The following is a 20,772-nucleotide window of genomic DNA, read 5'->3' on the forward strand; positions in this document are numbered from 1 at the left end:
GAAGAGAACCGCTACGCCAGCGGCGAGGGGGAAACCCTTCACCGCACCGATTTTACGGTCATCCCGTCGGCGGTGGTGTACCGTCCGGCGCAGTCCACGGCATGGCCGCGCACCTACGGCCCGCAGACGGCGAAAGTTGTGGGGCCTAAGGGCGAGAGTATCTGGACGGACAAATACGGTCGCGTGAAGGTGAAGTTCCACTGGGACCGCCTGGCGAAGGGCGATGACACCAGCTCCTGCTGGGTGCGCGTGTCGAGCGCGTGGGCGGGCCAGGGCTACGGCGGGGTGCAGATCCCGCGCGTGGGTGATGAGGTGGTGGTGGACTTTATCAACGGCGACCCGGACCGTCCGATCATTACCGGGCGCGTGTACAACGACGCGAGCATGCCGCCGTGGGCGCTGCCGGCTGCGGCGACGCAGATGGGCTTTATGAGCCGCACAAAAGACGGTTCCGTGGACAACGCCAACGCCCTGCGGTTTGAGGATAAAGCGGGTGCAGAGCAGGTGTGGATCCAGGCCGAGCGCAACATGGACACCAGCGTTAAAAACGATGAAACGCACAGCGTCGGCGGCGAGCGCAGCCATTACGTGAAGAAAAATGAACTCCATCGCGTGGAAGCGAACCAGACTCAGGCCGTGAAGGGTGGAACCGAGATCCTGACGGGTAAAGGCAAGCTGGATGCGGCGGTGGAGCAGTACGTCATTGCTTCCGGGACGAAGCTGCGGCTGGTCTCCGGTGAGAGCGCCATTGAGCTGAATGCTAACGGCAAGATAAACCTAATAGGCAAAGAGTTTAACTTCTTCGTGGAAGGGGATGGTTATATCACCACGGGCGGTAAGCTGCATCTGAATACTTCTGGCACCAAGCCGGGCACAACGGCACCGGGATCGGGGCATAAAGGGGATATTGATGCGGCGGTGCAGGAGAAATTTGCGCCGGGAAAGGAGAGTAAGGCTGGTGTGGCTGCCAGCGCACCTGCCGAAGCCTCTAAAACCGCTACGCCTCCAGCCTCCAATGCTCCTTCAAGCGGATATGGCAAGGATGTAGATAGTCTTGTCGATAAATCACCGACCATGAAAAATGACATAGCTACGTTAAAGAAACGAGGCTGGACATTTGAAGAAGGTGAGGCAGGTAAGGGGACGTTTGCCAATCGTCAAAAGCGAGTTATTACCGTTGATAAAAACGAGCTCGGTAATCCGAATGCGGTTGTTCAGTCTCTGTCACATGAAAGTGGTCACGCTTTATATGAACCCAACATTGATTTTTCTTCGCGCGACGCCTATCTCAACAGCACACTCAGTGATGAAGGCGCTGCAACGTTGAACAATATCCGGGTCCAACGCGAAATCATAGCCAACAAGGGTGGAGATATCGGTATTGCGGGCAATCCGGCAAATCAGACACAATATAATAGTATCTATGATTCTCTCGAACGTGGGGCTATAAAGGAAAGTGAAGCGCGTACGCAGATAGGCCGTATCTTTGGCAAAGGCGAACAAACGTCTACCACAGGGCAATATTACGAAGATTATTATGGCGGTTGGTATGATAAAAATTATCCATAGTCTAAAAACGGGTGCGGTGCTTGCGGCTTTATTAACGACGGGAATGGCAGGAGGTAACATGCAGAAACAGGATCTTTGGCAGTTCATTGCACAAATGAGCGCATCACTCAAAACGTTGTCCGTTAACAGTCTGGATAACGCTCCGTTGTCATTCAGGCTGACGAAACAGAATGAATATATCAATTTCTACAATGCCGACGATATCAAACTGGCGGATGGAACGAACATTACTGCAATTGATTTACGCTTAAGTAAAGAAAGTGACGGTATGGCACCGTTACTGAATTTTTCACCGTCCGGCCAGTGCATCACTCTTGATACCGTTAAAAAGCATTATCCGCAACTGACGTTAACTGATTATCCACGAGGCCGCTCTGAGAACGAAGTGACCAGCTATACAGCGCCAAAAGATATGAATGGACAGAAGGTGAGCTTCAGTTTCACCGTGAAAAATCCTGACTGTCTGGGTTCAGTCGTCATAAGCGCCGAATAAGAAACGCTGCTTCCATGTCCTGGCGGTGTTTCCAGTGGCGAGAAGCGCAATAAATATTCATTAAATGACAATTAATGTGAAAAAACACACTCCGGCATTTCTTTGTTCTGCCCTGATGTTTACCTGTCTGAGCAGCAATGTGGTTTTGGCAGAAGCTATGTCGCCCGTTCTGACAAAACAGGATTTTTCCGTCAAGGTTAAAGGCCAGCCTGTCGCATTAGGCGACAGATGGACTCCTGATATTGCCCGTAAAATTGACGTGCCGCTTGAAGGCCATTTTGTCGGTGAGGTTCCTTTTGACGGAACCCAATATAAGTTCTTCCAGCATCAAAAGGCTGGTTTAGCAATATTCACTTCAAATCTCTGGTGGGATAAAGCTGAACGAAGCGTTGATGATTATATCGTCTCCCAGATTACGCTGACTGCCTCAGATATTTTTACGCCGCGTGGAGTTCATGTGGGTTCAACAATCAGAGCACTGAACAATGCATACGGCGATGGCCAGGTTGAAAATGATTCCGGGGAGCAGTGGATTACCTACGAATTGGATAAAAAACTGCTCTCTTTTGAGATAAAAGGCGGCAACGTTATAAAAATAACGATGAATTACAACAATGATTCTCAAGAATAATTTATGACAAAAAAATATCTGGCACTCGTATTGTGCACGGCTTTATTGGCTGGCGTCGTTGAAGCGTCATCGGCGCTTGAATTATCTCAATACAATAAGCTCGATACGGTTAGCCGCATCGTTAACGACAGCGAAGTGACAGATAATCTCAGGGCGTTGCTGGGAAATCATTACCAGACCTTTATTGATAACTTTGATGTCTTTGGTGAACCGCATACCACCGCAGGTGGCGGATTGTTTGTTGAAGGCTGGCTAAAGGATCTCTACCAGGAGAATGCGTCCGCGCTGGTCATCAATCCTGACGGCAAAATCTTTGCGGCCTGGGTGGTTCCGGAGTCGGACGTTATTCATTACCAGTCTTCTGATAATAGCCCGGTTATAAATGCCGATATTCAGCAGTGGGCCGCCAGATTCAATGCGATGCATTTTGCAACGAACAGCCAGTCAGGCCTCGCGTTTGACGGGGAGTGGGCTGGAGAATCCGGGAGCGACTCGACGTTAACCCTGCGGTTAGCTGAATCAGGCAACCGTATCACCGGGTCTTATTGCTATATCTCCCAGAGAGGAAACCGCATAGATTGCCCGGAAGATGATGAGCGTAATCTTACCGGTACGATCGATGGCAATCGTGCCAATATTGAATTCAACTCATCGTTTGGCGGCACAGGCGGACGTGCTGTTCTGGAAATAAAGGGGGATGAAATGGAATGGCGTTTAGCCACTCCTCCTCAAAATGGAAATTACTATGCTCCGCTGCGTTATACGTTACATAAAACCGCTTCGGTTCATAACGCTGAAACCAGAAAGCTCGACACCGAAAAGTTCGCTATTTCGCTGATAAACAGGTGCGGCCATTTCGATAGCGAATGTGACCAGATGGTTTATCTCGGCGTGCGCAAAAGCGATAACAGTACGATCTCCTTAAGAGGAAAAACGTTGCACGACTCTGCAGGTAAAATAATCGGCTCAACGTACAAGAATGGCGATATCGCTTACACCGTGACGTATGCACCCGCGAAATTGGTTGTCAGCAAAGGCAGCCAGGTTTTAGTCGAACAGTCAGGTCAATGGCGTAAATAATAAAACAGCCAGCCAAAGGGCCAGCATGGATTGGCCTTTTTGTTTCTCACAATATTAATCATCCCGAGTTCACTTATGAAATACACCCTCCAGGAAGGTTCGTTTTCCCTTTTTCCTGCTGCCTGGCAGGATAACAGCATGAATATTATTCGCGATGACGAAAGCGGGCTGTCCGTGGTGGTCAGTCGCGGCGTTATCCCCGATGGCAGCGACTATGAACAAGAGTTCCACCGCCAGTGGGATGTGCTGCGTCCGCAGATGGGCGAAATTGCCCAGAGCGAATTCCGGAACGTAAAAGCCGGGCCTGACGGAAAAATTAACGGGCTGGAAGTTGAGACCACCTTTGACCGTAACGGGCAGCGCCTGTGGCAAAAACAGCTGGCCGTGCAGACGCCGGGCAAACCGGTATTGATGATTTTTACCCTCTCGGCACTCAGGGCATTCACCGAAGAGGACGAGGTGCGCTGGAGCGCGCTTAAGCAGAGTCTGACGCTAAACGACAACCGGAATGTGTAAGGCATGAGCGATAACAACGCGGCCCGTAAGGGCGACGAGATTATTCACTCCAGCATTTTTGCTGACATCACCAGCATCGTGGCGGAAGGTGCCGCCTATGCGGTGATCGGCGCGGCGGTAGGCGCAGCTGCAACCGTAGCGGCGCCATTGCTGGGCGCAGGGGCGGCCGCAGCGGGCGTGGCCGCAATTGGATCCAGCTGTCTGTTAAGCGGGATTATCGGTGGCGTGCTGGCGAACGTGGCGGGGATCACCGACGATATCAGCAACGCCGCTGAGGGGTTAGGCAATGCGCTTTTCCCGCCGTCGCCTGCGGGTAAAATCACTACCGGTTCCAGTAACGTTCTCACCAACGCAATCCCCGCCGCGCGGGCGGCAGGCACGCTGACGCCCGCCGATACACCGTCTCCTGAGCCGCAGTCGCCGGGCAGCTTTGCCGATTACGCGGGCATGCTGCTTACCGCCGCCGGACAGTTTGGCAGCGAAATGTGGCAGCCGAGCGTGGCCTCTGCCGCCGCGGGAACCTCACCGCTGGAAGAGGACAAGGTGGCGTGCGAAAAGCACTCCGGGCCGCAGTATCTGGCGGAAGGCTCTAAAAGCGTCTTTATCAACGGGCAGCCCGCGGTGCGCGCGAAAGATCGCACCACCTGCGAGGGCACCGTTTCCGACGACGTCTCCCCGAACGTGATCATCGGCGGGGACACGCTCACGGTCCGCGATATCAAAAGCGGTAAAATGCCGGGTCTGGCGCTGGGGATGATTGCGCTCTCCCTGCTCCGCGGGCGTCCGGGCAAGATCCTGAAAAACATGCCCTGCGCGCTGGCGGCAGCCGGCGGCGGGATGCTGGCCGATATGGCGGTGAACGCCGTGTTTGGCTCCTCGCACCCGGTTCACGCCGCCACCGGCGTGAAGGTGCTGAATGACGACGACGAGCTCGATTTCTCGCTGCCGGGGCGCTTCCCGCTTCGCTGGCAGCGCAGCTACAACAGCCTGACCACCCGCGAAGGGCTGTTCGGCCTGGGCTGGGCAACGACCTTTGACAGCTATCTGGCGCTGGAAGAAGACAACGCCACCTGGTTCGACGAGACCGGGCGCGAGCTGAGCTTCGAGCTGCCGCCTGTCGACCGCGCGTTTTACAGCATCAGCGAAGGTATCATCATCCGCCGTAATGAGAACGGCGACGTGGCGATTGCCGACGATGACGGTGCGGTGTGGCGTTTGTATAAACCGACCCGGGCGAATCCATCTATCCTGCGTCTGGCCTCCCTCAGCGATGAATACGGTAACGCGCTGCTGACGGAGTGGGACGAGCACGGCAGACTGGTCGGCCTTCACGACGAGCCGCGGGCGATAGACGTCACCCTGCGCTATGACGATGAACGTTTCCCGCAGCGCGTGACCGCTGCCAGCCATTTCGACGGCAGCCAAACCTGGCCGCTGATGCAGTGGGGCTACGACGCGCGCGGCCAGCTGGCGAGCACGACGGATGCCTCCGGCGTGGTGACGCGTGAATACCGCTATAACGAGCACGGGCTGATGGTCTGGCACCGGATGCCTGGCGGTCTGGAGAGCGAATACCGCTGGAAAAAATTCGATCACTGGCGCGTGGTGGAAAACCGCACCAGCACCGGCGACGGGTGCCGCTTTAACTACGATTTAGCCGCCGGGCTGACGACCGTCGAGCACTACGACGGCCAGACGCGCCGCCACTACTGGAACGCGCAGAATCTGATTGTCCGCTACGTTGACGAGCGCGGTGAAAACTGGCGCTACGAGTGGGACGACAACGAGCTTCTGACGCGTCGCATCGATCCGCTCGGCAATGCCGTTACCTTCGTCTACGACGACATGGGCAACCGGGTTCAGGAGATCGACGTCGACGGCAATACCCGCACTACCACCTGGCTGGAGCACCGCGCGCTTCCTGCGGCCATTATCGAAGCCGACGGCAGCGCCACCCGGTTCTGGTACGACGAACATCACGGGCTGAAGCGCGTGGTGGACCCGATGGGGCAGACCACGCAGCTGCGCCGGGACGAGTTCGGCCAGGTCGTTGAAGAGGTTGATGCCGCCGGAAACAGCCGCTACCAGGAGTACAACGAGGCCGGGCAGATTGTTCGTTCGACGGACTGTTCCGGGCGTATTACCCGCTACCGCTATCACCCGCTGGGCTGGCTGGTGGCCGAGACCGGCGCCGACGGGGAAGAGACCCGTTATCGCTACGACGCCGCGGGGCGTCCGGTACAGCTCGATCGCCCGGAAGGCTGGACGGAGTCGCTCAAATGGAACGAACGTGGCCTGCCGGTGAAGCATGCGGGTGCCGACGGGAAAGAAAGCGAGTTCAGATACGATGAGGCAGGGCGCTTAACCGCGACGCGCAATACCCAGGGCGAAGAGGTCCGTCGCCGCTGGGACAGCCGCGGGCGTCTGATTGCCCTGGAAAACGAAAACGGCGAAGCGTATCAGTTCCGCTGGGGCGCGGACTCGCTGCTGCTGGAAGAGGTGGGGCTCGATGGCGTAGCCTCGCAGTATCGCTACGACGCCTGCGGGCGCACGATAGCGCGCACGTTTGCCGCCGGTCATCCGGAGGCCATCACCCACGCCTTCGCCTGGAGCGCGAGCGGCCAGCTGGTCGCCCGCACCACGCCGGAAGGGCAGACCCGCTATCACTACACGCCGTCCGGGCTGTTAAGCCGGATAGGACTGCATCCTGCGCTTGCAGCCGACGCGTGGACCACCGAGGCAGAGCAGGAGCTCGCCTTTGACTATGATGCGCTCGGTCGCGTGACGCGCGAAGCGGGCGAGCTCGGCGAGCTGGCGTGGGAGTATGACGCGCTGGGCAACCGCACCTCCGTCACGCTTCCCGACGGCCGCGAGCTGAAGCAGTTCTACTACGGCAGCGGGCATCTGCTCAGCATTGCTCTTGATAAGCTGTCGGTCTCTGATTTTACCCGCGACGAGCTCCACCGGGAGACCAGCCGCACCCAGGGGCTGCTGACCACCCGCAGCGAATACGATCGTCTTGGCCGACTGCATCGCCGTGATGTCTTTACCGGCAATGCCCAGCGCCCGTCGCCGCGCCGCTGGTCCCGCCGCTGGGATTACGACTACCGCAATAACCTGGTGCGGGAAGAGCGGGACGATAACCCCTTCAGCTGGTACCGCTGGCAGTACGACAGCGCCGGGCGTCTGCTGGTGCAGGACGGCACGCTGCCCGGACAGGAGCAGTGGCGCTGGGACGCTGCCGGTAACCCGCTGGAAGGATCTGCTGAGAAGGTCACGCACAACCGCCTGACACAGCTGAACGGCATTCGCTGGCGCTATGATATCCACGGCCGCACCGTGGAAAAAGATAACGGCCAGACCCGCTGGCACTACCGCTACGACGGTGAACATCGCCTGACGGAAGTTATCAGCCAGCCGCGGGACCGCAATAAACCGCAGACGCAGGTCAGCTTCCGCTACGATCCGCTCGGTCGCCGCATCAGCAAAACGCGACGCCAGATGCTGGGCGGACAGCCAACCGGCAAGCCGGTCACAACCCGATTTGTCTGGGAAGGGTTCCGCCTGCTGCAGGAGGTGCACGGGGATGTGCCGCTGACCTACGTCTACAGCGACCAGGACAGCTACGATCCGCTGGCACGTATTGATGGCGTTAATGCTCCAGAGATCTTCTGGTTCCACTGCCAGCCCAACGGCACGCCGGAGCGGATGACGGATAGTGAAGGGCTGGTGCGCTGGGAGGGGGTGAACAGTGCCTGGGGCAAGCTGCTGCGTGAAAGCGAGACGCAGGTATCAGGATATTCTCAGAACCTGCGCATGCAGGGGCAATACCTGGACCGTGAGACAGGGCTGCACTACAATCTGTTCCGGTATTACGACCCAGACTGCGGACGGTTTACGCAGCAGGACCCGATAGGGCTGGCGGGGGGGATAAACCTTTACCAGTATGCGCCGAATGCGCTGGGGTGGGTGGATCCGTGGGGGTTGAGTAGGTGTTCATCCTCAGGTAAATATAAGCCTGGAACAATTCTGGGACGTACAGTTTATAAAAATACTGTTGATATACATCCTGGAGTTCCTAAGTCAGTTCATCCGTCAGTTCATCCTTCAATCAAAGCGAAAGTTAAGGATGGTTGGACAAATGTTGATTTGATGAAAAATGGCTATGCTCCGATAGGCACGGATGGAAAACAAGTCAATCTTCATCATGTTCTTGGACAAGAGCCGGGACCAATGGTGGAAATTCTTTCATCTACGCATAAGCTGTATCATAAGCAATTGCATGGATTAATCGAGAATGGTGGTAGTTTTAGAAATACTCCTGAACTTGATAGACAGTACAATAGATTCAGAAGCGCATATTGGAAGTTGAGAGCATTAGATTTTTAATAGGGTGTGAAAATGATGACTATCAAAACTGCAATTGAATATTTGGATAATAATGCGACAGAAGAAGTTTTTTGGTTAGGCCAAGTTGATACAGAACAGATTGACTCACTTGAGAATAACTTAGGTATTAAACTCCCTTCTGATTTCAGAGAGTTCTTACTTTTGGTTGGGGGAGGGGGGGTGATTGGAGAGGAGATTTCAGGAATAGTGGATAATAATGCCCTCGAAGAATCAGGAGGTGCTGTCTATTACGATACAATATATTGTCGCAATGAGTTCTCACTTCCTGAAAATTATGCAGTCATCTATTTCAAAGATGATGAGGTTTGCTGGTGTATAGATTCTGGTAGTGAGAGTTTTGGTAGGGTTGTTAATTATGATCTGTTTTCTAAGAGTACGACTAACACTATAAGCTCTTCGTTTTCTGAATTTTTTGATAATTATGTTAAATTACGGACGTGATAATTCACGTGAATTACAATTGAATTTATGAAAATTTTCAAAACTGAAAGGCCCAAGAGAAAATTTGGGCCTTATGGTGCGAGATTCATTTTTATTCATAGTGTTTTTATATTATATGAGAAGTGATTAAATATTGAAAATTATGCATGTCATAATACATTTACAACAATTGATAAAGAAAGTAATAGTATGTTTATGTTATAATTTTCCTTTTATTAAACGCCTAGTTCAGCATGTTGGAAAACCCACGCCAAATCGTGCATTTTTTCATTTAAAAAAATAGATTAACTATATATTATTTTTTCATAACTGCCAAATAGAAGAAGAATAAAAGCCGAGGGAATATAATGAGTGATAAGAGCATGCAAACAGTAGATCTACTTATTTCACATACTCAAATAGTGTTACGATCCCGAGACTATGACGAAAAGCTGAGTCAGTGGGGAAAAGGCAATGTTTCTCAAGGTGCTGTTCTACACAAGGATTATATTATATTCGATCCATTACCAGAGGACGCGTTTGGAGCAAACGTCAATATCAAAATAGAGAATGCTTTCAAATTGGATGAAAATGCTCAGCGATGTATTGTTGTACCATTTTTTATTACGGATAAACATAAGCTGCAAATCGCTTCTGCAACTGAGGAATTCGATTTAAATATAGATGTGAACGATAAGGTTTATTCACTCTTTTATGAGGTTTGTGAAGGTGATGAAATTTACTATAATTTCACTCTTGTACCGGCAAAAGAAGCTATTGCTGCTAAGTTTTTGCTAGATGACCCTTGGGGAGGAATAAAAGATGATCCTCTCAAAGAAGGTTTTTTTTAAATGTAATATTAACCGGGGAATTTATCTTGGAATAAAAATCCACGCTTTGGCCTGGGTTTTTTCATTCAAAACAAATCAAACGTTAAACAAGAAATTCATCACATCGACATCTTTAGCGATGTAATATTTCCCCTTCGCACGCATCTTGCTTACTTTTTTCGCACCTTGCTTACCCTTGCCCTCAATAAGCAGTCGTTATACTCGCGACGAACATCCCCATCCTGGGAATAGCCCCCGTGGCTGCTGATCACCCGCAGCGAATACGATCGTCTTGGTCGGCTGCATCGCCGGGACGTCTTTACCGGCAATGCCCAGCGCCCGTCGCCGCGCCGCTGGTCCCGCCGCTGGGATTACGACTACCGCAATAACCTGGTGCGGGAAGAGCGGGACGATAATCCGTTCAGCTGGTACCGCTGGCAGTACGACAGCGCCGGGCGCCTGCTCGTTCAGGACGGCACGCTGCCCGGACAGGAGCAGTGGCGCTGGGACGCTGCCGGTAACCCGCTGGAAGGGGCTACTGAGAAGGTCACGCACAACCGCCTGACGCAGCTGAACGGCATTCGCTGGCGCTATGACATCCACGGCCGCACCGTGGAGAAAGATAACGGTCAGACCCGCTGGCACTACCGCTACGACGGTGAGCATCGCCTGACGGAGGTCATCAGCCAGCCGCGGGACCGCAACAAACCGCAGACGCAGGTCAGCTTCCGCTACGATCCGCTCGGGCGACGTATCAGCAAAACGCGACGCCAGATTCTGGGCGGACAGCCAACCGGTAAGCCAGTGAACACCCGGTTTGTCTGGGAAGGGTTCCGCCTGCTGCAGGAGGTGCACGGGGATGTGCCGCTCACCTACGTCTACAGCGATCAGGACAGCTACGATCCGCTGGCGCGTATTGACGGCGTGGATGCTCCGGAGATCTTCTGGTTCCACTGCCAGCCCAACGGCACGCCGGAGCGGATGACGGATATCGAAGGGCAGGTGCGCTGGGAAGGGGTGAACAGCGCCTGGGGCAAGCTGCTGCGTGAAAGCGAGACGCAGATATCAGGATATTCCCAGAACCTGCGCATGCAGGGCCAATACCTGGACCGTGAGACAGGGCTGCACTACAATCTCTTCCGGTATTACGACCCGGACTGCGGGCGGTTTACGCAGCAGGACCCGATAGGGCTGGCGGGGGGGATAAACCTTTACCAGTATGCGCCGAATGCGCTGGGGTGGGTGGATCCGTGGGGGTTGAGTAGGTGTTCTGGAGGTACCCGCTTAACTGTCAATAAACCGAAGATTTTAAGCAGCACAAAGCTGTCTTCAACCGAGAGAAAATTCCTTGAAAGACAGTTTATGAAAAAAATGAATGCCTTAAACCGAGCGGCTCAACGAGGAGAGTTAGTTTGGTCTCCGGGCACCCATGAGGTTAGGATTTCATCTTTGCAAAGTTCTTACAGGCAGGCTGTTTCTGCGCGCTTTGAAAAAATGTTTGGCTCAGCACCTGATCTAAGTAAGTTAAACGCTGATCATCCTGTTGATTTAATTGTTGGAGGTTCGCCTACACAAAGATTACAAATGCTGAATGAAACTATTAATAAAAGTGTCGGTAGTTCTTTGAAAAATGCAGGCAGAAAGGCGGGGCTTCAGCCCGGAGACGCCATCAGTGAAATAATATTTCAGTAGGGGGGTAAAATGAATAAATCCATTAATATACAGACGGATACTGCCACATTAGTAATTTATGATTTGATGTCATTAAAGCATAGGATAAATGATGATGCAGATTGGTGGAGTCTTCCAGAAGATGAAGTTGAAGAAATAAATAAAGGGAATGTGTTATTTCTCAATCTTGGAGATGATGGTAACTATAAAGTTGATATTAAAAATGATATTGGTGAATATACCGGATCGTTATTTTTAAACGTACCTACGGGAAAGGTTTTCATAGGGGCGGGAGAAGATGTCACTGGCGGAGATCTGGAGCCAGATGATTCAGATGCTATTTCAGGCGAGTTTATTACTTTAGAGCCAGGTAGTTACGAGGTTAAATATAAAAAGCATGGTTCAGATGTGCTAATTTCCTTTACAAAAGCAACGTTTACTGAAAACTCATTAGAAGAGGGTGTTTATCTCTGAATGAAAATCCACGCCCTGGCGTGGATTTTTTCATCCAAAAAAATGTTAAATAATTAATTAGTTCACCACGTAGTCATTTTTAACACTATTCTTTTTTCCTTCTGCACGCATCTTGCTTGCTTTTTTCGCGCCTTGCTTACCCTTGTCTTCAATAAGCTGTCAGTATACTCGCGACGAACAACTCTACCCTGAGAAAAGCCCCCAGTGGCGGCTGATCCCCGCAGCGAGTAAGACCGCCTTGGGCGACGGCATCGCTGCGGGGATCAGCCGCAGGGATTACTGCTACCGCTATAACTTGGTACAGGAAAAGCGGGACGGTAACCCGCTTGAAGGATCTGAAGAAAAGGTCACGCACAACCGCCTGACGGAAATCATCGCCCAGCCGCGGGTTCGCAACAATCAAGTTACTTAAATCCGCATCAGGTAGTCTATATGCTAATATATGTTCTACTCAGCGAACCCGTGGAGCTTCGCCTGGAGATTAGGATGCAACGCTGAAACAAGAGTTTCATATCAGTTACTAAGAAATGATTGATTCAGGTGTTCCAAAACAGCAGGCAATAAAATCGATTAGGGATTCGTATAAATATTTCGATCAATAGAGAGAGTCTAATAGCAATAATATTTATTTTATATATTACTTATTGGCTTAAAGGTAAGTTGATATGGAAAAACAGGATTTAATTGTTCAGCTAAATGAAATTGAAAAACTCATGCGCATGTCTTTACCTTCTGAATATAAGCGCTTTATGATTGAAAACGTCAAGGACACTGACTCTTATGAAATTCAACGAGCAAATGGTGACCAGCTTTATGTTTTCAATTGTTTTGATTTACTTGAAAGAAATAATACATATACAATTCAAGAGGTTGAGCCTGACGTTTTATTGATTGGTCAAGATGGTGATCTTGGGTACTTTTTGAATTTGCGCAAAGGTACTGATGAGATTTATTCTTTAGATCTTGGAGCGTTAGGAAGCCTAGACATGGATAAAGAAAGTAATAGCATATTTATGCTATAATTTTTTATTTATTAAACAACTTAGTTCAGTATATTGGGAAAATCCACGTTAAATCGTGGATTTTTTTCTTTCAAACAAATCGAACATAAAAAAAGAAGTTCATCACATCGTAATTTTTAATGATGTAATCTTTACCTTTCGCACCCAGCGATGCGCCGCTGGTTTCTCTGCTCGGATTGCGACTACCGCAATAACCTGGTCCGGGAAGAGCGGGACGATAACCCTTTCAGCTGGTACCGCTGGCAGTACGACAGCGCCGGGCGCCTGCTCGTTCAGGACGGGACGCTGCCGGTAACCCGCTGGAAGGGTCTGCTGAGAAGGTCACACAGAACCGCCTGACGCAGCTGAACGGCATTCGCTGGCGCTATGACATCTGAGGTATCTTGAGGATGACGGTACTATTAACGCATGGGTGCCTAAAACATTTGAATCCAAATCCGCACCAGTCACTTGTTTTGGTTTTGATAAATTAGACTCCGGTCGCACAGTAAGAGATGCATTCCAGATCAAAGGAGCAGATAAATTGAATCCACTTGATCCTTTGGATAAATCATGGAGTGATGGACGTCTTAGAGCTGAGTTTGATACGCTTCAATTATATGAAAATGGTGTTCCGCAAGTGCGAACCCCGAGAATGTTCGGCGATAGACCAGGAGCGCCACTTGAACCGTTTACTAAGGCATACCCTGAATACGGCCAAGGTAATGTTCAACAGCTGCATGCTGAAAATAGAGTTATTAATTTCGACAAGATTGATATTCTGCCAGAGGAACCATGATAAATTTACAATCTTATAATGAAGTGTTAGATTTTCTGGAACTGTTTTTTCAAAAATATATTCTTGATTCTAATTGTCTACAGGATATGCAATCTATTTTAGATGATTGTCGAAAAGAAAAAATGGTGGCTATTCGAGCTATAGATTCATGTTTTATGGAATATAGGCGAAAGACTCAGGATTATAGAGTCCCTACAATTGAGGAACAGCAGATATGGAAGCAGTTGTTCAATGTATGGCAATAAAATATTAAATCAACAACTGGCAAAGATTTTTGGATTCCTGGTGGTAAGACGTCGGGAGGCATCCCTGAGGCCGTAATAGATTAAACACCTATCGGTGATGCTTTGATTACACCAATTATAAATAAATAGAGGTGTGAAAAATGAATGAAGTTATTTTTACAGATTTTGGTGTTGACATAATCAAAAGAAATGGTGAATATTTTATCCAATATGATACCGGAACTATTGCTATGATTAAAAAGGAGTCGAAAATTACTCCGGAAGAGGCATTGAAAGCACAGAAAAGTGAAAATGATGCTTATGAGGTTATTATAGCCACTCAGACTAGAGAAGGAAAAAACAAGCCTTTCTTTTCATAAGGATAATATCTTATTATAGTGCGTGGAAAGTTAATTAATTTAATGTTAAACAAATCTCTTTCATTTAAATTTTGCTAGATTTTAATGTTTGAAAAAAGTTATCGTTTTATTTAGTGCGGTAACTATTATAATAAAGTTGATTTCTTTTTAAGACTCGATGGTATCCCGCAGATTTATAATTATCAAGTAATTTGAGGTTTAACTATGATTGAAAATCTCACTTATTTAAAAGAAAATAACCTGTTCACATGGATATGTGGTGAAAGAAATTTACTAATTAATGTGCCATTTTTAGACTGTGCAATTGTCGATTCAATACGTCAATTAATATTTGTATTGATTAAACCAAAGCTATTACCAAACGCTTTAACCATCTTCTATGCTCAGAGCGAAAAATTATTTTGGACTGCACCTCCTGAAGGCGCAGCTTTCTATTACTTAACTTTCAACCTGTCAAAGGAAGTGGTTGTGGTCTGTAGCTATGCGAAAAAGCAAAACGGCTAGCATGATTGGTTTTATTCCTAGGATATGAAGCCTAACGCGTTGTCTCTATCGGGCCCTGCGTATTAACATCAAAAGCACCAAAAAATCATAACAATAACCGGTGGCAAAAGAGGGCTGCATAAGCAGTTCCAACAAGCGGTTTAAAACAGAGCTAAGAGGCAAAGGATGAGCGCGGTTTACATTGTCATTTTAACCTATATCAAACCACTCGAAGAGATTGACGCAGCGATACCTGCTCATGTTGAGTGGCTTAAAAAAAGGTACGCAGAGGGGATTTTCCTGGCGTCCGGTAGACGGAACCCAAGAAACGGTGGGGTCATTCTCGCTAAGTGTGAGAGTCTTGCCTCTCTTGAGGAGCGCTTGCGCGAGGATCCTTTTCAGGCGTTAAAGCTTGCGACTGTTGAAATCATTCCCTTTGAACCCAGCATGAAAACAGAACTATTAGAAAATGTGTTTTAACCCCGGAATAAAAAAATCCACGCCAGGGCGTGGATTTTTTTCATTCAAGACGAATCAGACGTTAAACAGGAAGTTCATTACGTCGCCATCTTTAACGATATAATCTTTCCCTTCCGCACGCATCTTGCCTGCTTCTTTCGCGCCTTGCTCACCCTTATAGGTGATGAAGTCTTCAAACGCGATTGTCTGCGCACGAATAAAGCCTTTCTCGAAGTCAGTGTGGATCTTACCGGCCGCCTGAGGCGCAGTTGCACCTACAGGGATGGTCCACGCACGCACTTCTTTCACGCCAGCGGTGAAGTAGGTCTGCAGGTTCAGCAGCTCATAGCCTGCACGAATGACGCGGTTCAGGCCCGGCTCTTCCAGACCCAGCTCGGCCATGAACTCTTCACGGTCAGCGTCGTCCAGCTCGGCGATGTCGGATTCAACGGCAGCGCAAACCGCCACAACCACAGAACCTTCAGCCGCCGCGATTTCACGCACTTTGTCGAGGTACGGGTTGTTCTCGAAACCGTCTTCGTTAACGTTGGCGATGTACATGGTTGGCTTCAGGGTCAGGAAGCTCAGGTATTTGATTGCCGCTTTGTCTTCTTCAGTCAGGTTTTTCAGCGCGCGCAGCATGCCCGCGTTTTCCAGCTGTGGCAGACATTTTTCCAGCGCAGCCAGTTCCGCTTTCGCGTCCTTGTCACCACCTTTGGCTTTCTTCTGCACGCGGTGAATCGCGCGTTCGCAGGTGTCGAGGTCAGAGAGCGCCAGCTCGGTGTTGATGACGTCGATGTCGTCAGCCGGATCCACTTTGTTGTTAACGTGGATGATATTGTCGTTCTCGAAGCAGCGCACAACGTGGCCGATCGCTTCGGTTTCACGAATGTTGGTCAGGAACTGGTTACCCAGGCCTTCACCTTTGGACGCGCCTTTTACCAGGCCCGCGATGTCCACGAATTCCATGGTGGTTGGCAGAATGCGCTGCGGCTTCACGATTTCCGCAAGCTGGTCCAGACGCGGGTCCGGCATTGGCACAACGCCGGTGTTAGGTTCGATGGTACAGAACGGGAAGTTCGCCGCTTCGATACCCGCTTTGGTAAGCGCGTTAAACAGGGTGGATTTGCCCACGTTTGGCAGACCGACGATACCGCATTTGAATCCCATTTCTAAATCACCTTAATATCTTGATAATCAATCCGTTAACGATAACCGACTGATGAAAAGTAAATAACTACGCCTATTATACACGTAACCCGCATGACGCGCGGTAAAAAAGCCGGATCGGGCGGATTATTGCGCTTTGAAAGCGTGCAAGCGGTTTGTCGCTTTGGTTAACCCATCTTTCAGCCAGATTTCGGTGCAGCGCGCCGCTTCGTCTACCGCCTCGTCAATCAGTTTCTGCTCAGAAACCGGGGGCTTACCGAGTACGAAACCGACAACTTTGTTTTTATCGCCCGGATGGCCGATTCCTACGCGCAAACGGTGGAAATTTGGGTTATTGCCCAGCTTGCTGATGATGTCTTTAAGACCGTTATGGCCGCCGTGGCCGCCGCCCAGCTTGAATTTCGCCACACCAGGGGGGAGATCCAGCTCATCGTGGGCGACCAGAATTTCATCCGGATTGATGCGATAAAACGTTGCCATCGCCGCCACCGCTTTACCGCTCAGGTTCATAAAGGTGGTGGGTACCAGTAAGCGAACATCCGCGCCAGCAAGGTTGATACGTGAGGTATACCCGAAGAATTTAGGTTCTTCACGCAGGGGAGCACGTAACCGCTCGGCCAGCAGATCGACGTACCATGCCCCGGCGTTATGGCGGGTGGCCGCATATTCTGCGCCCGGGTTGGCGAGGCCGACAATCAGTTTAATCGTCACGATTCAATTCCTAATGGGTTCCAGATCTGGCGCGTAGTTTACTGTCTGGCGCGCCGCTTGACAAAATTCTGCGATCTTCTCGGCGAAATACGAATAATTTCTGATTTGAACAATTAGAATTTCAAGCTGTTCAAAGCCTTATTTGTAAACTTTTGTTTGGGACTTATCTGTAATTGTGATCATTCACGCAACTCATAAAAGGGGCGTTGTCTATACTTTACACACAAGGATTAGGGGCTTTTCCCCTGACAACCCAAAGTTCCGGAGGTGACACATGAAACGCAAAAACGCTTCGTTACTCGGTAACGTGCTGATGGGGTTGGGGCTGTTCGTGATGGTAGCCGGCGTAGGTTATTCCATTTTAAACCAGTTACCTCAGATTGACCTCCCGCAATACTTCGCGCATGGCGCGATATTGAGCATCTTCGTTGGTGCGGTATTGTGGCTCGCCGGGGCGCGCGTGAGCGGACATGAGGAGGTCTGCGATAAATACTGGTGGGTGCGCCACTACGACAAACGCTGTCGTCGCGATCAGCATAAGCACAGCTAGTGCCTGATAAAGAACGCCGAAACGGCTCCCGAGGGAGTCGTTTTTTTTTGCATCAAGGGTTGACCCTCACGTAACGTAAGGCTCCAGAGTGGCGCCACTGGCAAAGAAAAAGGAGCAGTTATGTTGATTCAGGTGGGTGAGCTGGCGAAACGCGCCGGGATCACCGTGCGGACATTGCACCACTATGAGCAAACAGGGTTGTTGCTGCCTTCTGCCAGAAGCGCGGCAGGTTACCGGCTTTACAACCTGGCGGATGTCCAGCGTCTGCATATGATCCAGGCGCTGTCAAAAGCGGGGCTGGAACTTGCTGAAATCAGGGATTTCCTGGAACAGGAGTCGCTGTCCTTAACCGAGCTACTCGATGCGCAAATCACGCTGCTGGATAAACAGCTGCGCAGCATACATACGCTGCGCGACCGGCTGGTGGAGCTGCGAACCGGGCTTCTCGACGATGCGACGCCGGATCTGGAATCCTGGCTACAGACTCTGGAGTTAATGAATATGTACGATCGCTGGTTTAGCAAAGAAGAGTTACAGCAGCTGCCGTTTGCGGTGCAGAAGGATGCGCTGGCGGCTATCTGGTCAGGGCTGGTTGCAGAGGCCAACACGCTACTGGAGCAGCGCATACCCGCTACGGACGCGCGGGCGATGGATCTGGCGACGCGCTGGATGGAACGCCTGGAGCAGGACACGGCGGGCAAGCCGGAGTTTCTCACCCGGCTGAACGAAATGCACAGCGTTGAACCGCAGATGCAGGCGCAGACCGGCATCACGCCGGAGATGACGGATTACATCACGCGCGCGTTTGCGGAGTCTAAGCTCTGCATATGGGAGAAGTATCTCACTGCCGAAGAGATAGCCTTTACCCGTGCACACTACTTTGACCGTATGATGGAGTGGCCGCCGCTGGTGGCGAAACTGCATCAGGCTCAGCGGGAAAATACCGATCCCGCCTCGGAGGAGGCGCAAAAGCTGGCTGAAAACTGGCTGGCATTGTTCCAGTCTTACGCGGGCAAGAACCCGGAAACTCAGCAAAAGTTTCGCGCTGCCATGCAGCAGGAACCGCACCTGATGAAAGGAACCTGGATGACGCCTGCCGTGCTTGCATGGCTCCAGCAGGCGATCGGGGTGATGATGCAGAGACGTTTCTCTGCATCAGGTAACTCACAGATCCGCTAACGCGGCTTCACGGTTAGGGTAGAAGGAGAGTCGGCCAGGGATCGGCTGCACGCCCGCGCGCGCCATGGTGCGCAGAGGCTGGAATTCCAGGTTACTCACCCGCAGCTCGCAGCCTTCCGGCAGACGTTTCACAAAGCGCTGGAAGGCATCCAGGCCGCCGGCATCCAGCACCGGTACGGCATCCCATTTCAGCACCACAACCCGTTTGCCCGCGATGCGGGACTCCAGATCGCTGAACAGACCTTCCGCCGCGGCGAAGAACAGCGGGCCAATCACGCGCAGCACCAGCACATCGTCAGGCACCTCGACGTTAACCGGGGAAAGGCGCGTCATCTGCGCGATGCGACGCATAAACAGCAGGGAAGCCAGCACGATCCCGACGCTGATGGCGATAACCATATCGAACAGCACGGTCAGCGACATGCAGATCAGCATCACGATGATGTCGTCTTTCGGCGCGCGACGCAGCAGGTTCACCACCTTATGCGCCTCGCTCATGTTCCATGCCACCATCAGCAGCAGGGCGGCCATGGCGGAAAGCGGTAGCCAGGAGAGCAGCGGGGCGAGGATCAGCAGGGCGAGAATCACCAGCACGGAGTGGATAACCGCCGAAACCGGTGACGTTGCACCCGCGCGCACGTTGGCCGCAGAGCGGGCGATGGCTGCCGTTGCGGTAATACCGCCGAAGAACGGCGCGACGAGGTTGCCTAATCCCTGACCGACCAGCTCGCTATTGGCTTTGTGTTTGGTGCCGGTCATGCCGTCCAGAACGACGGCGCAGAGCAGGGATTCAATCGCCCCCAGCATTGCCATAGAGAACGCGGCGGGAAGCAGGGCGCGCAGGGAATCCCAGCTTAGGGTGAAGCTGGAGCCGGGCATGTCCCACGGCAGCACCAGCTGCGGTAGCAGTTGCGGAATGCCGCTACCCTGTGAACCGTCCGCCAGAACATAGTGGAACTGCGAGCCGATAGTCGCGACGTGACCACCGAACATATTGACGATAGCCATTACCGCGCAGCCCAGCAGCAGCGCGGGCAGATGGCCCGGCAAACGAATACCGAGGCGAGGCCAGACGATCAGCGTGCCCAGCGTCACAATCCCGATGGCGGCGTCGCCCAGGTTGGCCGTCGGCAGCGCCATAAACAGCGCCCCTACTTTTTGCAGGTAGTGCTCCGGTATGTGGGGCATCTGCAGGCCGAGGAAATCCTTGATCTGCATGGTTCCGATGGTGATACCAATCCCCGATGTGAACCCCAGCGTCACGGAAAGGGGAATATATTCAATCAGGCGACCAAAGCGGGCCAGACCAAAGAGAATCAAAAAGACGCCGGACATCAGGGTGGCGACCAGCAGGCCTGCCAGACCAAACTGCTGCGAAACCGGGTAGAGGATCACCACGAAGGCGGCGGTCGGGCCGGAGACGCTGAAGCGCGAACCGCCCGTCAGGGCAATGACAATCCCGGCAACGGCCGAGGTGTACAGACCGTACTGCGGCGCAACGCCGCTGCCAATCGCCAGCGCCATCGCCAGCGGGATGGCGATAATGCCGACGGTGATCCCGGCAATCAGGTCACGGACAAAGCGTGACGAGGTGTACTTCTCTTTCCAGCAGGCGTCGATGAGGGCGCGAAAGGGCAGAACATGTGAGGAGGCTACGTTTTTCACAATTATCTATCATCCGTATGCGCATCATCTGTCATATGAATGGCAGGTGAAGGAGGC

General features: G+C 51.6%; 21 protein-coding genes and 3 pseudogenes. 20 read left to right on the forward strand and 4 right to left on the reverse strand.

Annotated features, from left to right (window positions below):
- From ACOTZB_RS00005 to comJ, 8 genes are all read left to right on the forward strand, one after another.
- Nucleotides 1-1,569 (forward strand): type VI secretion system Vgr family protein (locus tag ACOTZB_RS00005; RefSeq protein ID WP_421626180.1); only part of this gene is annotated, 1,569 nt, incomplete at its 5' end.
- Entirely contained in the window at nucleotides 1,538-2,062 is a 525-nt protein-coding gene (locus ACOTZB_RS00010; RefSeq protein ID WP_228467113.1) for a hypothetical protein, read from the forward strand. The genes ACOTZB_RS00005 and ACOTZB_RS00010, both read left to right, overlap by 32 nt.
- Nucleotides 2,063-2,138: 76 nt before the next feature.
- Entirely contained in the window at nucleotides 2,139-2,693 is a 555-nt protein-coding gene (locus ACOTZB_RS00015) for a hypothetical protein (RefSeq protein WP_421626181.1), read from the forward strand.
- A gap of 3 nt (nucleotides 2,694-2,696) precedes the next feature.
- Nucleotides 2,697-3,773, forward strand: a complete 1,077-nt coding sequence (locus tag ACOTZB_RS00020) for a hypothetical protein (RefSeq protein ID WP_421626182.1) — start codon at nucleotides 2,697-2,699, stop codon at nucleotides 3,771-3,773.
- 75 nt (nucleotides 3,774-3,848) lie between these two features.
- On the forward strand, nucleotides 3,849-4,289 hold the full coding sequence (locus ACOTZB_RS00025) for a DcrB-related protein (protein WP_023330599.1): 441 nt from the start codon (nucleotides 3,849-3,851) through the stop codon (nucleotides 4,287-4,289).
- Nucleotides 4,290-4,292: 3 nt separating this feature from the next.
- Nucleotides 4,293-8,678, forward strand: coding sequence for an RHS repeat-associated core domain-containing protein (locus tag ACOTZB_RS00030; RefSeq protein ID WP_421626183.1), 4,386 nt, complete (start codon nucleotides 4,293-4,295; stop codon nucleotides 8,676-8,678).
- 12 nt (nucleotides 8,679-8,690) lie between these two features.
- Nucleotides 8,691-9,140, forward strand: coding sequence for an SMI1/KNR4 family protein (locus tag ACOTZB_RS00035; RefSeq protein WP_047741749.1), 450 nt, complete (start codon nucleotides 8,691-8,693; stop codon nucleotides 9,138-9,140).
- A gap of 347 nt (nucleotides 9,141-9,487) precedes the next feature.
- Entirely contained in the window at nucleotides 9,488-9,970 is a 483-nt protein-coding gene (comJ, locus tag ACOTZB_RS00040) for a competence protein ComJ (protein WP_047741750.1), read from the forward strand.
- A gap of 75 nt (nucleotides 9,971-10,045) precedes the next feature.
- Here comJ and ACOTZB_RS00045 read toward each other — a convergent pair.
- Nucleotides 10,046-10,147 (reverse strand): annotated as a pseudogene (locus ACOTZB_RS00045) (hypothetical protein); the annotation flags it as partial.
- Nucleotides 10,148-10,210: 63 nt separating this feature from the next.
- Here ACOTZB_RS00045 and ACOTZB_RS00050 point away from each other — a divergent pair.
- From ACOTZB_RS00050 to ACOTZB_RS00095, 10 genes and pseudogenes are all read left to right on the forward strand, one after another.
- A pseudogene (locus ACOTZB_RS00050) lies at nucleotides 10,211-11,641 on the forward strand (RHS repeat domain-containing protein); the annotation flags it as partial.
- Between the two features lie 9 nt (nucleotides 11,642-11,650).
- The gene (locus ACOTZB_RS00055) at nucleotides 11,651-12,094 is read left to right on the forward strand and encodes a DUF6386 family protein (RefSeq protein ID WP_047652248.1); all 444 of its coding nucleotides are present in this window, start codon (nucleotides 11,651-11,653) and stop codon (nucleotides 12,092-12,094) included.
- 238 nt (nucleotides 12,095-12,332) lie between these two features.
- Entirely contained in the window at nucleotides 12,333-12,506 is a 174-nt protein-coding gene (locus ACOTZB_RS00060; RefSeq protein ID WP_161785597.1) for a hypothetical protein, read from the forward strand.
- Nucleotides 12,507-12,621: 115 nt separating this feature from the next.
- Complete coding sequence (locus ACOTZB_RS00065; protein ID WP_396349943.1) at nucleotides 12,622-12,696, forward strand: hypothetical protein; 75 nt, start codon at nucleotides 12,622-12,624, stop codon at nucleotides 12,694-12,696.
- 63 nt (nucleotides 12,697-12,759) lie between these two features.
- A complete protein-coding gene (locus tag ACOTZB_RS00070) occupies nucleotides 12,760-13,116 on the forward strand; it encodes a hypothetical protein (protein ID WP_047652246.1) in 357 nt (118 codons plus the stop codon).
- Nucleotides 13,117-13,260: 144 nt separating this feature from the next.
- Nucleotides 13,261-13,490: pseudogene (locus ACOTZB_RS00075) on the forward strand (RHS repeat protein); the annotation flags it as partial.
- A 38-nt stretch (nucleotides 13,491-13,528) separates the two neighbouring features.
- On the forward strand, nucleotides 13,529-13,894 hold the full coding sequence (locus ACOTZB_RS00080) for a hypothetical protein (protein WP_235211340.1): 366 nt from the start codon (nucleotides 13,529-13,531) through the stop codon (nucleotides 13,892-13,894).
- A gap of 385 nt (nucleotides 13,895-14,279) precedes the next feature.
- Nucleotides 14,280-14,498, forward strand: coding sequence for a hypothetical protein (locus ACOTZB_RS00085; RefSeq protein WP_047652244.1), 219 nt, complete (start codon nucleotides 14,280-14,282; stop codon nucleotides 14,496-14,498).
- Nucleotides 14,499-14,702: 204 nt separating this feature from the next.
- The gene (locus tag ACOTZB_RS00090; protein WP_421626184.1) at nucleotides 14,703-15,002 is read left to right on the forward strand and encodes a hypothetical protein; all 300 of its coding nucleotides are present in this window, start codon (nucleotides 14,703-14,705) and stop codon (nucleotides 15,000-15,002) included.
- A 165-nt stretch (nucleotides 15,003-15,167) separates the two neighbouring features.
- Entirely contained in the window at nucleotides 15,168-15,461 is a 294-nt protein-coding gene (locus ACOTZB_RS00095) for a YciI family protein (RefSeq protein WP_047652243.1), read from the forward strand.
- A gap of 54 nt (nucleotides 15,462-15,515) precedes the next feature.
- Here the strand turns inward: ACOTZB_RS00095 and ychF are convergent, their stop codons facing one another.
- Together ychF and pth are read right to left on the reverse strand one after the other, a co-directional pair.
- On the reverse strand, nucleotides 15,516-16,610 hold the full coding sequence (ychF, locus tag ACOTZB_RS00100) for a redox-regulated ATPase YchF (protein WP_010432886.1): 1,095 nt from the start codon (nucleotides 16,608-16,610) through the stop codon (nucleotides 15,516-15,518).
- 126 nt (nucleotides 16,611-16,736) lie between these two features.
- On the reverse strand, nucleotides 16,737-17,321 hold the full coding sequence (gene pth / locus ACOTZB_RS00105; protein ID WP_023336005.1) for an aminoacyl-tRNA hydrolase: 585 nt from the start codon (nucleotides 17,319-17,321) through the stop codon (nucleotides 16,737-16,739).
- 274 nt (nucleotides 17,322-17,595) lie between these two features.
- Here pth and ychH point away from each other — a divergent pair, with 274 nt between their 5' ends.
- Both ychH and ACOTZB_RS00115 read left to right on the forward strand, forming a co-directional pair.
- Nucleotides 17,596-17,871: a stress-induced protein YchH gene (ychH, locus tag ACOTZB_RS00110; protein ID WP_023312132.1), complete on the forward strand. Its 276-nt coding sequence runs from the start codon at nucleotides 17,596-17,598 to the stop codon at nucleotides 17,869-17,871.
- A 120-nt stretch (nucleotides 17,872-17,991) separates the two neighbouring features.
- Nucleotides 17,992-19,050, forward strand: coding sequence for a MerR family transcriptional regulator (locus ACOTZB_RS00115; protein WP_421626185.1), 1,059 nt, complete (start codon nucleotides 17,992-17,994; stop codon nucleotides 19,048-19,050).
- On the opposite strand, the gene dauA is transcribed toward ACOTZB_RS00115, so the two are convergent.
- A complete protein-coding gene (gene dauA, locus ACOTZB_RS00120) occupies nucleotides 19,036-20,715 on the reverse strand; it encodes a C4-dicarboxylic acid transporter DauA (protein WP_421626186.1) in 1,680 nt (559 codons plus the stop codon). The genes ACOTZB_RS00115 and dauA overlap by 15 nt on opposite strands.
- Between the last annotated feature and the right edge of the window lie 57 nt (nucleotides 20,716-20,772).

It is taken from the genome of Enterobacter cloacae complex sp. SHL020 (assembly GCF_049236945.1).
GTDB classification, from domain to species: domain Bacteria; phylum Pseudomonadota; class Gammaproteobacteria; order Enterobacterales; family Enterobacteriaceae; genus Enterobacter; species Enterobacter dykesii.

Excerpts from the sequence above, each read along its gene's own strand:
- ACOTZB_RS00010 (WP_228467113.1), top strand. The coding sequence starts at position 1,538 with ATGGCGGTTGGTATGATAAAAATTATCCATAGTCTAAAAACGGGTGCG.
- ACOTZB_RS00020 (WP_421626182.1), top strand. The coding sequence starts at position 2,697 with ATGACAAAAAAATATCTGGCACTCGTATTGTGCACGGCTTTATTGGCT.
- ACOTZB_RS00025 (WP_023330599.1), top strand. The coding sequence starts at position 3,849 with ATGAAATACACCCTCCAGGAAGGTTCGTTTTCCCTTTTTCCTGCTGCC.
- ACOTZB_RS00030 (WP_421626183.1), top strand. The coding sequence starts at position 4,293 with ATGAGCGATAACAACGCGGCCCGTAAGGGCGACGAGATTATTCACTCC.
- ACOTZB_RS00035 (WP_047741749.1), top strand. The coding sequence starts at position 8,691 with ATGATGACTATCAAAACTGCAATTGAATATTTGGATAATAATGCGACA.
- comJ (WP_047741750.1), top strand. The coding sequence starts at position 9,488 with ATGAGTGATAAGAGCATGCAAACAGTAGATCTACTTATTTCACATACT.
- ACOTZB_RS00055 (WP_047652248.1), top strand. The coding sequence starts at position 11,651 with ATGAATAAATCCATTAATATACAGACGGATACTGCCACATTAGTAATT.
- ACOTZB_RS00070 (WP_047652246.1), top strand. The coding sequence starts at position 12,760 with ATGGAAAAACAGGATTTAATTGTTCAGCTAAATGAAATTGAAAAACTC.
- ACOTZB_RS00085 (WP_047652244.1), top strand. The coding sequence starts at position 14,280 with ATGAATGAAGTTATTTTTACAGATTTTGGTGTTGACATAATCAAAAGA.
- ACOTZB_RS00090 (WP_421626184.1), top strand. The coding sequence starts at position 14,703 with ATGATTGAAAATCTCACTTATTTAAAAGAAAATAACCTGTTCACATGG.
- ACOTZB_RS00095 (WP_047652243.1), top strand. The coding sequence starts at position 15,168 with ATGAGCGCGGTTTACATTGTCATTTTAACCTATATCAAACCACTCGAA.
- ychF (WP_010432886.1), bottom strand. The coding sequence starts at position 16,610 with ATGGGATTCAAATGCGGTATCGTCGGTCTGCCAAACGTGGGCAAATCC.
- ychH (WP_023312132.1), top strand. The coding sequence starts at position 17,596 with ATGAAACGCAAAAACGCTTCGTTACTCGGTAACGTGCTGATGGGGTTG.
- ACOTZB_RS00115 (WP_421626185.1), top strand. The coding sequence starts at position 17,992 with ATGTTGATTCAGGTGGGTGAGCTGGCGAAACGCGCCGGGATCACCGTG.